This is a genomic window from Fructilactobacillus sp. X2R5C3, assembly GCF_059901325.1.
In genome coordinates, this window is record NZ_JBWXUY010000002.1 from 64,228 (window position 1) to 78,338 (window position 14,111).

Genomic DNA, 14,111 nt, shown 5'->3' on the forward strand with positions numbered 1-14,111 from the left:
AGGATAATAGATTGAATGATCATCAAAAGGCAAGATTAAAAAAAGCACAAACAGACTTTAGGCAAAAACATTATCAGAAAAGTTCACAGGAATTGTTGGCTTTGTATGATGAAGTTGACGATTACAATGTGATTGATTTGTTGGGACACTCGCTCTTTAATGAAAAAAAGTACGTTGAATCATATCGATTATTAGAAGATAACTTTAATTATTTTGTTGAAAATGACGTTAAATTATTAATAAATATTTACTTAAAAAACTGGAAGTTTATCCCATTACGAATAATTGTTGATTCAATTGATGTATTAGATAAGGATGATGTCAAAAGCAAAATCGAATCTTTAGAGAGAATCAATGACTCTGAGCAAGCTGAATCTAACCGGGCTAACTTGAAGCATTTTATGCACATGGGTGGACAAACGGGAATCAAGCAGCGCGACATAATGGAAAAGGCTGAAGAACTCCCGTATAAGCAATATTTGAAGGGTGCACAGTTTAACCTAGTAGATCCAGACGTCAATCCGGTATGGAGAAATCAGTTACTTAATAATTTAGCTAAGTTAAAGTATGATAAACCAGTTAAATATATTTGGATGGATGGAAAAACGTATACTTTAACACCATCACAGCTTGTTGATGAATTGGATTCTAGTGCGTATCAAGCAATGCAAAAGGAAATTAGGGAACGCTACGGACAAAATGATCCAATTCGTTATCAGCAAATTTCTAACGCGGCCGAATATGATGCTCAAATTTTGTATCCGTTTATTGATGATGTGATTAAGGAACCTGATGAATGGGTAACCGCTATTCATCGGCATATCATTAATCCGAATATGGTAGTGGATGATGAAAAAATGGGATCAATTGATCATTGGTTAGTGAAAATTGATAAAATCATGAATTTATTACTAAAGTAATTTAAGAAATTGTCTATATCTGGTTTACAAATAATTTGTCAGTGGATATAATATGAAAGTGAATTCCCAAAAGGGTGATAATTTTGCCTTTTAGGGGAAATGTAGTATAATTAATGATAAAGAGACATTGGCGTTTTGCTGATGTTTGTCTTACGAAAATGACAGGAGGGTTTCATAAATGGCAAAAGAACATTATGAAAGAACAAAGCCCCACGTTAATATTGGTACTATCGGCCATATTGACCACGGGAAGACTACTTTAACTGCAGCAATCACTAAAGTATTATCAGAAAAGGGCTTGGCTAAGGCTGAAGACTTTGCTGATATCGATGCTGCACCAGAAGAAAAGGAACGTGGTATTACTATTAATACTGCCCACGTTGAATACGAAACTGAAAAGCGTCATTATGCACATATTGACGCCCCAGGACATGCTGACTACGTTAAGAACATGATCACTGGTGCTGCCCAAATGGATGGTGCCATTCTTGTTGTTGCCGCAACTGATGGTCCTATGCCACAAACTCGTGAACACATTTTGCTTGCTAGACAAGTTGGTGTTGACCACATTGTTGTCTTCTTGAACAAGACTGACATGGTTGATGACGACGAATTGATCGACTTAGTTGAAATGGAAATTCGTGAGTTGCTTTCAGAATATGGTTACAATGGTGACGATGTTCCGGTTGTTCGTGGTTCAGCTTTGAAAGCACTTCAAGGTGACAAAGAACAAGAAGAAAACATCATGAAATTAATGGATGTTGTTGATGAATACATCCCAACTCCAGAACGTGATGACGACAAGCCATTCTTAATGCCTGTTGAAGATGTATTTACCATCACTGGTCGTGGAACTGTTGCTTCTGGCCGTATTGACCGTGGTAGCATCAAAGTCGGCGACGAAGTTGAAATTGTTGGTTTAGTTCCTGACACATTGAAGACTACTGTTACTGGTCTTGAAATGTTCAGAAAGACTCTTGACAAGGGTGAAGCCGGTGACAACATCGGTGCATTACTTCGTGGTATTGATCGTGACCAAGTTGTTCGTGGACAAGTTCTTGCAGCACCTGGTTCAATTCAAACCCACAAGAAGTTCACTGGTCAAGTTTATATCTTAACCAAAGAAGAAGGTGGACGTCATACTCCATTCTTCTCAAACTATCGTCCTCAATTCTACTTCCACACCACTGATGTTACTGGTGTTATCGAATTAGACAAGGGAACTGAAATGGTAATGCCTGGAGACAACGTTACTTTCCACGTTGACTTAACTAAGCCAGTTGCCATTGAAAAGGGTACTAAGTTCACTATTCGTGAAGGTGGACATACCGTTGGTGCCGGTGTTGTTACCGAAATCGATGATTAATTAGTATTTTTATTTAGAGATTGAAGACATTGTCTTCAATCTCTTTTTTTATTGCTATGGCCGTTTTAGCGTCGCTGTTTACTTTTGAGGACGCTTAAGTTAGAATATTATTTGAATACTATTACTTGGAAAAGTGTGTAAATATTTTTCATGTTGGAGGAAATGTTATGGCAGATTGGAAGAAAAAAGGTACCAATGATGGGGAATTAACTTTTGAAATTGGTCTTGATAAGATTAAAGAAGGATTAGATCGAGCTTTCAAAAAGAATAAGAAAAATATTAAAGTTCCTGGATTCCGTAAGGGTAAAGTTTCAAGACAAGTATTTAACCAAATGTATGGTGAAGAAGCTTTATACCAAGATGCTTTGAATTTGTTATTACCAGATGCTTACAGTGAAGCAATTAAAGACGCTGGCATTGAACCCGTTGGTCAACCTGACGTTAGTGTTGATTCAATTGAAAAAGGGAAGCCTTGGGTCTTAAAGGCTACTGTTAGTGTCAAACCTGATGTTAAACTTGGTCAATACAAAGGACTAAGCGTTCCAAAGGAAAGTACTCGAGTTTACAAGAAAGACGTTGATGCTAAGATTGATAAAATGCGTCAATCTCAAGCTGAACTTGTTCTAGTTGATCGTCCTGCCAAAAAAGGTGACACCGTTACCATTGATTTTGAGGGATTTGTTGATGGCAAGCCTTTTGAAGGTGGAAAAGCAAATAACTATTCTCTTGAACTTGGTTCAGGATCATTCATTCCAGGATTTGAAGATCAATTGATTGGAAAAAAGGCTGGCGATGATGTCGAAGTAAAAGTTACCTTCCCTAAGGATTATCAAGAAAAGTCACTAGCTGGCAAAGAAGCTACCTTTAAGGTTAAACTCCATGAAGTTAAAGAGAAACAACTTCCTAAGCTTGATGATGACTTTGCTAAAGATGTTGATGAAGATGTTGATACTCTTTCTGAATTGGAAGACAAAGTTAAAAAAGAACTTAAGGAACAAAAAGAATCAGCCGCTCACGATGCCAAGGAAAATACGGCTATTAGTGAAGCAGTAGATAATGCTAGTGTTAAAGATATTCCAGAAGTTATGATTAATGATGACGTTCAACGTCAGATGGACCAGTACTTAGCTGGAATGCAGCAGCAGGGTATTAACGCTGAAATGTACTACAAACTCACTGGTACTAAGCCAGAGGACTTAAAGAAGCAATTTGCTGATGGTGCAGATCGTCGAGTTAAAACTAATTTGGTCTTAGAAGCAATTGTTAAAGCTGAAAAGATTGATCCTAGTGAAGAAGACATTCAAAAAGAAGTTAGCAACCTCGCTAAACAATACGGAATGGAAGAAACAGCCGTTCGTAATGCATTATCTGATGACATGTTAAAACATGATATTGGTATTCAAAAAGCCGTTGACATTGTGGTTGACAGTGCTAAAGAAGAACCAAAATCAACTACCAAGAAGGCTTCTGAAAAGAAGGATTCCAGTAAAGAAAATAAGAAATAATTTATACAAGATGGGATCCGCTTGTTAGAGCGGGTCTTTTTTTGTAGAGCAAATTATTTTAAAAGGTTCTATTAGTATGGTATAGTTTCAAATTGCAGGCAACGAGACGAATTAACAACGAATTAACAAAAAGGAGAGATACCATGTATGATGATTCAAATCAAAATGAGACCATTACTTGCTCCTTTTGTGGAAAGTCACAGGACCAAGTAAAAAAAATTGTTGCTGGACCCGGTGTATATATTTGTAATGAATGTATCGATTTGTGTGAACAGATCATGAGTGATGAATTAAACAAGACCGATGCTGAAGACATCAATGTGCTTACTCCAAGTGAAATTGTTAAAAAACTTGATGAGTATGTGATTGGTCAAGATGAAGCCAAAAAAACGCTAGCGGTGGCTGTCTTTAATCATTATATGAGAATTAAGGCTTTGAATGATTCTGAAGATGATGATGAAAGTGAAGATGGTAACCAAGAACGACATGCTTATGATGATGCTCAGATTCAGAAAAGTAATATTGCGATGATTGGACCAACTGGATCGGGGAAGACTTATCTGGCCCAAACGCTTGCTAAAATTTTAAACGTTCCCTTTGCAATTGCTGACGCTACGACGTTGACTGAAGCTGGATATGTTGGAGAAGATGTTGAAAATATTCTTTTGAAACTCTTACAGAACGCTGACTATGACGTTGATCGGGCTGAAAAGGGAATCATTTATATTGACGAGATTGATAAAATTGCTAAAAAAGCCGAAAATGTTTCAATCACAAGAGATGTATCTGGTGAAGGAGTCCAACAGGCTCTTTTAAAGATTTTAGAGGGAACTACCGCTAATGTTCCACCAAAGGGTGGTAGAAAGAACCCGAGCCAAGAGTTTATTAAGATTAATACGAAGAATATTCTGTTTATTGTTGGTGGGGCTTTTGATGGAATTCAAGATATTGTTAGACGACGCTTAGGTGATAAGACAATTGGTTTTGGGGTTGATAATCATGAGACCCAAGACGTTGCTGATGAAGATATTATGCAAAAAGTAATTCCTGAAGACCTGATGAATTTTGGATTAATTCCAGAGTTTATCGGTCGTCTTCCAATTTTGACCGCTTTGAATAAGTTAAGTGAAAATGATCTGGTCAAAATTCTGACTCAACCTAAAAATGCGTTAGTAAAACAATACCAAAAGCTTTTATCACTCGAGGGTGTCCAACTTAAATTTGAAGATGCTGCACTTAAGGCCATGGCAAAAAAAGCCATTGCTAGAAATACGGGTGCTCGTGGTCTTCGTTCTATGATTGAAAGTGTGATGAGAGATATTATGTATTCACTTCCAAGTCGTGATGACGTTAAAGAAGTGATTGTTACCCCAGATTCAGTAAATAGTGGTAAAGAACCAAAGATGGTTTTAAAAAGCGAAACAAAGTAATTAAACGGAGATAATAATGGACGTAAATGATGTTGAACTTGTGATGAGTGCAGTTGATCCCAAACAGTATCCCACTACTGGATATCCAGAAATTGGCTTTTTGGGTCGATCTAACGTTGGCAAGTCTTCACTAACGAATGTGTTGATTAACCGGAAGGATTACGCTCATACGTCTGGCCAACCTGGAAAAACTCAAACTTTGAATTTTTATCGCGTTAACGATGAACTCTATTTTGTTGACGTTCCAGGATATGGGTATGCGAAGGTTTCTAAAACAGAACGGGAAAAATGGGCTCAAATGATTGAGACTTATCTAACGCAACGTGAACAGCTCCGGGGAGTGATCAATTTAATTGATGGTAGACACGCCCCGAGTGAGTACGATATTCAGATGCGTGATTGGTTAGAGTATTATGGAATTCCCGTGCTTTATGTAGCGACTAAGGTTGATAAAATTCCTAAAAGTAAGATCAAGAAACAAGAACAGACGTTGCGAAAAGGGCTGGAGCTTGAAGCAGATGAACCGCTGATAATGTTCTCTGCTAAAACCAAGGTCGGAGCAGATCAAATTTGGAACTGGATTGAACAACAAATTAAGTAATAAAAAATCAGCTGTGAGAACAGCTGATTTTGTGTTTATTTGGTTTTGTCTTGATCTAATATTTTATTCTTTTTTGATTCGCGCTGGTCTTCTTTGTTTTTATGATTCAAAAACTTGGTACGGTTAGGATCTTTCGGATTCTCTTTAGCGAATTTACTGAACATGGCATCAAGATCTTCATTTCTTCTAATTTTTAGTCCCATATTGATCGCTCCTTTAAACTCATCATAGCAAAAAAATCATTTCATGTCAGTTTGTTATACAAACTGTAACTAATTCATTATAATTGTAACAGTAGTATTTATCGGAAAGGAGGGAGTTTATGGCATCTGATTTAATTGAACGAAAATTAACGTTACTTCCGGATCAACCCGGTTGTTACATTATGAAAGATAAAGATGGCAAAATTATTTATATTGGTAAGGCAAAAAACCTAAAGAATCGAGTTCGCTCTTATTTCAAGAGTACTCAGTATGGGAGACGAGCCAAATTAGTGCGAAACATTGCTGATTTTGAGACAATCATTACTTCAAATGACAAAGAAGCATTTTTACTTGAAATCACTTTGATTCAGAAGCATCGGCCTTATTATAACGTTCGTTTAAAGCAAGGACACAGTGGGTATCCTTACATTAAAATTACTAATGAACGTGATCCCCGAATGTTGATTACTAATACCGTTAAAAATGATGGTGGATATTATTTTGGACCATATCCAAACGTCTATGCTGCAGATGAAACCTTGAATTTCTTACAAAAGATGTATCCACTCAGACGTTGTAATGGGTATCAAAAACGAGCTTGTTTGTACTACCACATGGGACAGTGCTTGGGGGCTTGCTTTAAGAAAGTACCTAAGTCAGAGTACGATGCTCAAATCAAGAAAATCAAGTCATTTTTAAACGGTAGTGTGGGACCTGCTAGACAACTACTGACTAAACGAATGAATACGGCATCAAATAACATGGAGTATGAGCGGGCAGCTGAATTGCGCGATCAACTGCATTACATTGATGCGACCGTTGAGAAACAAAAAATCATTTCACATGATAATACCCCACGAGATGTGTTTAATTTTTATGCTGATAAGGGATGGCTTTCTGTACAAGTTTTCTTTATTCGGCAGGCACGTTTGATGAAACGTGAGAAAAAATTGTTTCCGATTATCAGTACCGCCAATGAAGAGATGACTAGCTATATCGTTCAATTTTATAACGATTCTGATCGGATTCCACCCAAAGAAATTTTGGTACCTAACTCAATCGACCATGATGTTCTTTCGAAGATGATCGGAGTGCCAGTTAGAACCCCTCAACGTGGTCAGAAGAAAGCCCTTTTGGACATGGCAGAGCATAATGCGCGATTGGTTTTAAACGAACAGTTTAAGTTAATGGAAATGGATCGCAAAAAGACTACCGGAGCAATGGATGAATTGGGCGACGCTTTAGGAATTGGTCATCTCGAACGAATCGAAGCTTTTGATCATTCTCATATTTCGGGTGCTGATTTGGTTTCTGCTATGGTAGTATTTGAAGATGGAAAACCGAATAAGAAGAAGTACCGAAAATATAAGTTAAGAACCGTTGATCATGCCGATGAAGCTGCCAGCACGCGCGAAGTGATTAGAAGGCGCTACACACGGTTATTAAAGGAACACGCTGAAATGCCAGATTTGATCCTAATGGACGGAGGCGAGATTCAGATGAATGCCGTTACTGATGTTTTGGAAAATGAACTTAATCTGCACATTCCAGTAGCTGGAATGGTGAAAAATGAGAAACATAAGACGGCTGATTTGCTTTACGGAAGTAATGATCATCACGTTAATTTAAATCCGAAAAGCCAGGCCTTTTATCTAGTTCAAAGGGTTCAAGACGAAGTGCATCGCTTTGCAATTAACTATCATCATCAACTCCATAATAAGAATTCGATGACTTCTAGGTTAGATAGTATTAGAGGAGTGGGACCCAAAACTAGAAATAAACTTTTGCGAAAATTCGGCTCCACCAAAAACATTGCAGATGCTAGTGTCGAAGACATTCAAGCAGTCGGTATTTCAAAGAAAGTTGCTCAGACGGTAAAATTGACCTTTGAGAACGTTGCACCAGTGGCCAAGATGATGAAAAACTAATATGAAAATGGAGAAATTATGTTTGTAGATCAAGTAAAATTTAAAGTTAAGGCCGGTAAAGGTGGAGACGGAATGGTCGGATTTCGTCGGGAAAAATATGTACCAAATGGTGGACCTTCTGGTGGTGATGGTGGCCATGGTGGTAATGTTGTTTTCAAAGTTGATACTGGAATGTCAACTTTAATGGATTTTAAGTATAAAAAACAATTTAAAGCCAAAAACGGTGGGAATGGTGCTAACAAAAAGATGACGGGTGCAAGTGCACCGGATTTGGTAGTACATGTCCCCGATGGCACCACGATTTATAACTCAGAGACCGGCGAGCCAATTGCGGATTTGACTAAAGCAAACGATGAAGTTGTAGTTGTAAAGGGTGGTCGTGGAGGAAGAGGAAACGTTCACTTTGCCACCCCTAAAAATTCTGCGCCAGAAATTGCTGAAAATGGGGAACCAGGTCAAGAAATGGAGATCGAACTTCAGTTAAGGTTATTAGCTGATGTTGGTTTAGTCGGTTTTCCATCGGCTGGTAAATCCACGTTATTAAGTGCAATTACTTCATCAAAACCAAAAGTAGCTCAATACCACTTTACGACCATTGTTCCTAATCTGGGGATTGTACGAAATCATGATGGAAGTGACTTTGTGATTGCTGATTTGCCTGGACTGATTGAGGGAGCTTCCAAGGGTGTGGGATTAGGTTTTGAATTTTTAAGACACATTCAAAGAACTCGAGTTATCCTTCATGTTGTTGATATGAGTGGAGTTGAGGGACGTGATCCGTATGATGACTATGAAAAAATCAATCATGAACTGGCTAATTTTGATAAAAGTCTTTTGAAACGTCCCCAAATTATCGTTGCTTCTAAAATGGATATGCCGGATTCGGCTGAAAATCTTAAGTTGTTTAAACGTGAATTAGTTGAACATAATGACCACGTTAATGGCAAAATTATTCCCATTTCTTCCATTACTCATTCAGGGCTTAATGATCTCATTCGAGAAACGAGTAGTGAACTTGATAAGGCACCAAAGTTTCCAATTGTGGGTGCTAACGAGCTTAATGATTCTAAGGAAGTCATTTACCGTCCCGATGAGGATGAAAAGCCGTTTACTTTGACAAAAGATGAAGATGGAACTTGGGTTCTGTCTGGACATCAGATTGAACGAGTAATTCAAATGGCCAATACTGAACATGAACAAGGTGTGTTAAGATTAGCTCGAAAATTACGTGGAATGGGTGTTGATCAAGCACTACGGGATGCCGGCGCTAAGAATGGCGATCTGGTATCAATTTCGGACTTTACCTTTTCATATGTTGAATAATATAAAAGACGATACTTGCGGTATCGTCTTTTATTATCCAAAAATAAGCTCATCATTTTTTAAACGATAACCGAATAGTTTTGGAGTTTCAATTGTTTTACAAAAAAGTGATAGATGATCATCAAGTTCTCTTGTCCGGGTATTAAATTGATTCAAGGTTAGTGGCCGTTTGTTTTTGCTTGGTACTAATAAAATTTTATTTTGCGAAAATTCAATGTCAAAAACTGGTAGAATAATCTTATTAATTTCAACGTATATTTTATATGAATTATTTAAATCTTCGGATGAGACGTAAAATTCGTTTAATCTCAAAGTTATCACCTAGATTCAGCTTATTATTGCTAATGTGGTATGCTACAATTGTATAGTAATTCTTCACGAGTGTAAAAATTTGAGTGTCAAAAAGGAACGATAGGATATGCAATTAGAGTTTTTTGGAACTGGTGCGGGAGTTCCTGGTAAGTTTCGAAACGTTTCTAGTGTCGCTTTAAGATTGTTGGATGAGATTAATTCCGTGTGGTTGTTTGATGCGGGGGAAGGTACTCAACAACAAATCTTGCGATCAACGTTAAAACCGCGAAAAATTAATAAGATTTTTATTACCCACCTTCATGGTGATCATATCTATGGTCTTCCGGGATTATTATCAAGTCGTTCGTTTCAAGGCGGAGATGATCCGGTTACCATTTATGGCCCCTTTGGAATCAAAAATTACGTTCAGACTAGTTTGCAAGTGACGCAGACTAAGTTAGGGTATAAAATAAAATACGTAGAGCTGGACCAGCCTGGTAAGATTTTTGACGGTAAAAAGTTTACAGTTTATGCGGAAAAGCTTGATCATCAAGTTCAAAGTTGGGGTTTTCGAATTGTTGAACATGATCATCCGGGTGAACTGCTTGTTGATAAATTGCAGGAGGATAATATTCCGTCTGGTCCACTGTACGGAAAGCTTAAGGAAGGTAAGACGGTTAAACTTAGTGACGGGAGAGTCATTAATGGCAAGGACTACATTGGTAATTCCCAAAAGGGGAGAATTGTTACCATTTTAGGGGATACGAGAAAAGTTGATACCATCAATAAGTTAGCGCAAAATGCTGACATTTTAGTTCATGAAAGTACTTTTGGAAAGGGCGAAGCAAAATTAGCTCACAATTACTATCATTCTACGAACATCCAGGCTGCTAATACCGCCAGGGATGCCAACGTAAAACGATTATTATTAACGCACATTTCTGCAAGGTATACTGCTAAAATGGCTCATGAGTTACAGAGGCAGGCTCAACAAGTTTTTCCAAATACCAAGGTAGTTAAAGATTTTGATTTTATTGATATTCCCTTTAATAAGGGAGAGGAGAATGCCCAATGAAAAAGCAAGTTTCAATGATTTTAAGCATGGTCTTGATTGTGATTGTCGCTATTTTTGTTTTGCTAAATATGGGAAGTGCGGAGATTAATTTTGGTTTTACGACGGTTAAAATGCCGTTAATCTTAGTCTTATTATTGACATTACTAATTGGAGCTTTAATCATGTTCTTATTATCAATGATCAGTTCATTTAAAAATGGTTCCAAGCGGAAAAAAGAAAATCGTGATTCACAGAAAACCATTGATGGATTAAAGGGACAAATTAATGATTTAAATAAACAAATTGATTCTCTAAAGATGCAGTTAAAGAATTCAATTAGTAAACAAAAGGTTAATCAAGATAATCGAAACGTTGAAGATGTGATTAATAAACAGCAGAAGGACAACGAAAAATAGTGAAAAGAGGATCCATATTTGCTTTCTTCAAAGTATAATTGGGAGCTAAAACAAAATAATCTTAACCAAGATGCTGTTAATCAACTAGCTAATGATTTGGGACTTGAACCGTTAGTTGTTAGCTTACTGTTTGAACGTGGTTATGATAATGTCGATAAGATTCAACATTACTTAAACCCGGATACTAGTGACTTAAACGATCCCTTTTTAATGCATGATATGCAAAAAGCGGTTGAACGGATTGAATTGGCAGTTGAAAACGGTGAACAAATTACCGTTTATGGGGATTATGATGCTGACGGACTTACTAGTACCGCCATTTTATATGAAACGCTAGTCGAGATGGGAGCGGAAGTTCGTTATTATATTCCTAATCGGTTTAAAGATGGATACGGTCCAAATGTGAAGGCCTTTCAAAAAATTATTGATAGTGGAACTTCGTTAATTGTTACTGTTGATAATGGAGTTGCCGGCTTTGATGCAATTGAGGAAGCTAATAAATTGAGTTGTGATGTGATTATTACCGATCATCACGAATTACCAGAAAAGTTGCCAAACGCCTATGCAATCGTTCACGCTCAGTTGGGCGATCCTAAATATCCGTTTCAGTATCTTTCTGGAGCTGGAGTAGCTTTTAAGTTGGCGACGGCATTAATGGATGAAATTCCTCAAGATAAACTAGATTTAGCCGCAATCGGGACGGTTGCTGACTTAGTATCATTAACTGGAGAGAATCGGGCACTCGTTCAGTTTGGATTAAATGTCATTCACTTGACGGTGCGACCTGGATTAAAAGCCCTTATTAAACGATCTGGAATTGATTTGGAAAAAGTTGATGAACAAGATATTGGGTTTAACATTGCTCCTAGATTAAATGCACTTGGACGGATGGGTGACGCCAATATGGGCGTTGATCTGCTTACTACGGTTGACGACGATCAAGCTAACGAACTAGCTAAGAAGACTGAGCAAAAAAATGATCAGAGGAAGTTACTGGTTAGTTCAATTACGGACGAGGCAATCGCTCAAGCTGATTCACCTGAGAATAAGAAGAGAGAAACCCTTTTAATTGTGGGAAAGGATTGGCATACTGGAGTTTTAGGTATTGCAGCTAGTCGAGTTAAAGATAAATTTCATAAGCCGACGGTTGTTGTCAGTGTTGATGACCAAAATAAGATCGCCAAGGGATCCGGAAGAAGTGTCAAAGGATTTGATCTTTTTAAAGCCTTAGATAGTGAACGCGATCTGATGGATGCATTTGGTGGACATGCGATGGCAGTTGGATTAACGGTTCCAGCTGATAATTTAAAAACACTAGCTGAGCGGTTTGAACGGTCAGCAGCAAAACAGCAGGTTGATTTATCACAAAAGCCAACTTTAAAAATTGATTTTAAAGTTACTCCAGATGAAATTGATCAAAAGTTATTTCAACAAATTCAAACTTTGAGTCCATTTGGGACTGATAATGAATGCCCCCGATTTGATGTTGATCCGATTGCTTTAACTAATGTTCAGTCAATTGGGAAAGCCCATGATCACCTTAAATTTCAAGCTGTTGGCAATCATTCACGGATTTCTGCAATTGACTTTGGGATGGGTGATGTTGCTACTGAAGTTTCTAAATTGTCAGCTAATATTAACGTAGCAGCGACCTTGAATGAAAATGAGTGGAAAGGTCGTACTAATCTTCAGTTGATGGTTGATGATCTTAAAGTTGACGGAACCGTTGTTATTGACAAACGGACCACTACCTTAACTAAGTCAATGTTTGTAAATGAGGGAACGTATATTTTCTTTCATCGTAACTTGTATCAACAATTAAAATCATATGTTGGTAAGAATTCTAAAGCTATGCTTGCTTCGGATGTTAAAAAAGATATTACGAATGGGGTAGTTTATCTTGTTGATTGTCCTGAAACACTTGGTGAATTAAAAGGCGTTGTTAATCATTTCCAAAATCCTGAAATTATATTGTATTTATATAAAAAGAATCATATTTTAAATTTAGGGATGCCAGAACGTTCACAGTATGCTAAACTATTTAAGTTCGTTGAAACTAATAAAAATGTGCAAATTTCAAAGAATGTTGGTGAGGTTGCAAACCATTTGCAGGTTTCAACCAATATTCTGGTTTTCATGTTGCAGGTATTTAATGAACTGGGATTTATCACCATTCAAGATGGAATTTTGAATGGAATCAGTAATCCAAACAAGCAAAGCTTGTCAACTTCTCCCACATACCAATTGCGAGAAGAACAATTAAAGGTAGAAGATGCTCTTTTTAACGTTTCCCCAAGTGATTTGGTGAAAATAATTAATAAGATTGGGAACTGATAATAAGAAAGGAAGTATTTTTTATGGTCCTTAATTTAAAGGATTATGTAGCAAGTTATCCTAATTTTCCAGAGCCAGGTGTAACTTTTCGAGATATTTCTCCATTACTAGAAAGTGGCGAAGCATATCGTCAAGCTACTGACGAAATTGTCAACTATGCCAAGGGTAAGAACATTGATATGATTGTTGGTCCCGAAGCGCGTGGCTTTATTGTTGGATGTCCCGTTGCCTATGAACTTGGAATTGGATTTGCTCCTGCAAGAAAAAAAGGGAAGTTACCTGGTAAAACTGTCAAAGCTACATATGGTTTGGAATACGGTCAGTCATCACTTTATTTGCATGATGATGCGATTAAACCAGGTCAGAGAGTTCTTGTGACTGATGATTTGCTAGCTACAGGTGGTACCATTGAAGCTACCATTGAGTTAGTCAAAGATCTTGGTGGAGTAGTAGTTGGAACGGCTTTTATTGTCGAATTAATGGACTTAAAGGGTCGCGATAAGATTAAAGACTATGATATTCTCAGTCTGATTAAATATGATTAAGTTTTAAATTAAAAACACTTCTCAAGTTGATTATCGGTTCTTTTATGATTATACTTAAGTGGTGTTAATTTTGGCGAGTTGGCAGAGTGGTAATGCACCGGACTCGAAATCCGGCGAACCGGTTTATAGCCGGCGCGCAGGTTCAAATCCTGTACTCGCCTTTATAAGTAGTATTACAAAACAAAAAGACTACCA

At 37.4% G+C, this 14,111-nt stretch carries 13 protein-coding genes and 1 tRNA gene; 12 read left to right on the forward strand and 2 right to left on the reverse strand.

The annotated features are described in order from the left end of the window. Positions 1-11: 11 nt before the first annotated feature. The 5 genes from AC6UDE_RS03315 to yihA all read left to right on the forward strand — a co-directional run bounded on the left by AC6UDE_RS03315 (position 12) and on the right by yihA (position 5,822). Positions 12-920 (forward strand): hypothetical protein, encoded by a 909-nt coding sequence (locus AC6UDE_RS03315; protein ID WP_500696610.1) that lies wholly within the window; start codon positions 12-14, stop codon positions 918-920. Positions 921-1,098: 178 nt separating this feature from the next. Beyond that, on the forward strand, positions 1,099-2,286 hold the full coding sequence (tuf, locus tag AC6UDE_RS03320) for an elongation factor Tu (RefSeq protein WP_500693891.1): 1,188 nt from the start codon (positions 1,099-1,101) through the stop codon (positions 2,284-2,286). A gap of 167 nt (positions 2,287-2,453) precedes the next feature. Continuing rightward, a complete protein-coding gene (tig, locus tag AC6UDE_RS03325) occupies positions 2,454-3,791 on the forward strand; it encodes a trigger factor (protein WP_500696611.1) in 1,338 nt (445 codons plus the stop codon). Positions 3,792-3,934: 143 nt separating this feature from the next. Next, a complete protein-coding gene (clpX, locus tag AC6UDE_RS03330; RefSeq protein ID WP_500696612.1) occupies positions 3,935-5,221 on the forward strand; it encodes an ATP-dependent Clp protease ATP-binding subunit ClpX in 1,287 nt (428 codons plus the stop codon). Positions 5,222-5,237: 16 nt separating this feature from the next. Beyond that, positions 5,238-5,822 (forward strand): ribosome biogenesis GTP-binding protein YihA/YsxC, encoded by a 585-nt coding sequence (gene yihA, locus AC6UDE_RS03335; protein WP_500693888.1) that lies wholly within the window; start codon positions 5,238-5,240, stop codon positions 5,820-5,822. A gap of 35 nt (positions 5,823-5,857) precedes the next feature. Here yihA and AC6UDE_RS03340 read toward each other — a convergent pair whose 3' ends face one another. Further along, positions 5,858-6,025 (reverse strand): SPJ_0845 family protein, encoded by a 168-nt coding sequence (locus AC6UDE_RS03340; RefSeq protein WP_500695557.1) that lies wholly within the window; start codon positions 6,023-6,025, stop codon positions 5,858-5,860. 119 nt (positions 6,026-6,144) lie between these two features. Here AC6UDE_RS03340 and uvrC point away from each other — a divergent pair, with 119 nt between their 5' ends. Beyond that, complete coding sequence (uvrC, locus tag AC6UDE_RS03345; RefSeq protein WP_500696613.1) at positions 6,145-7,953, forward strand: excinuclease ABC subunit UvrC; 1,809 nt, start codon at positions 6,145-6,147, stop codon at positions 7,951-7,953. An 18-nt stretch (positions 7,954-7,971) separates the two neighbouring features. Next, on the forward strand, positions 7,972-9,276 hold the full coding sequence (gene obgE / locus AC6UDE_RS03350; protein ID WP_500696614.1) for a GTPase ObgE: 1,305 nt from the start codon (positions 7,972-7,974) through the stop codon (positions 9,274-9,276). 33 nt (positions 9,277-9,309) lie between these two features. On the opposite strand, the gene AC6UDE_RS03355 is transcribed toward obgE, so the two are convergent. After that, positions 9,310-9,588 carry a hypothetical protein gene (locus tag AC6UDE_RS03355; protein ID WP_500696615.1) on the reverse strand — a complete coding sequence of 93 codons (279 nt, stop codon included), beginning with the start codon at positions 9,586-9,588 and terminating at the stop codon, positions 9,310-9,312. Between the two features lie 106 nt (positions 9,589-9,694). Here AC6UDE_RS03355 and rnz point away from each other — a divergent pair, with 106 nt between their 5' ends. The 5 genes from rnz to AC6UDE_RS03380 all read left to right on the forward strand — a co-directional run bounded on the left by rnz (position 9,695) and on the right by AC6UDE_RS03380 (position 14,077). Continuing rightward, positions 9,695-10,642, forward strand: coding sequence for a ribonuclease Z (gene rnz, locus AC6UDE_RS03360; RefSeq protein ID WP_500695560.1), 948 nt, complete (start codon positions 9,695-9,697; stop codon positions 10,640-10,642). Further along, a complete protein-coding gene (locus tag AC6UDE_RS03365) occupies positions 10,639-11,037 on the forward strand; it encodes a LapA family protein (protein ID WP_500693882.1) in 399 nt (132 codons plus the stop codon). The genes rnz and AC6UDE_RS03365 overlap by 4 nt, the downstream gene beginning before the upstream one ends. A gap of 18 nt (positions 11,038-11,055) precedes the next feature. After that, positions 11,056-13,371 (forward strand): single-stranded-DNA-specific exonuclease RecJ, encoded by a 2,316-nt coding sequence (recJ, locus tag AC6UDE_RS03370; RefSeq protein ID WP_500696616.1) that lies wholly within the window; start codon positions 11,056-11,058, stop codon positions 13,369-13,371. Between the two features lie 23 nt (positions 13,372-13,394). Continuing rightward, positions 13,395-13,916 carry an adenine phosphoribosyltransferase gene (locus tag AC6UDE_RS03375; protein WP_500695562.1) on the forward strand — a complete coding sequence of 174 codons (522 nt, stop codon included), beginning with the start codon at positions 13,395-13,397 and terminating at the stop codon, positions 13,914-13,916. A gap of 72 nt (positions 13,917-13,988) precedes the next feature. Then, positions 13,989-14,077: transfer RNA gene (locus AC6UDE_RS03380), tRNA-Ser, on the forward strand. Positions 14,078-14,111 lie beyond the last annotated feature (34 nt).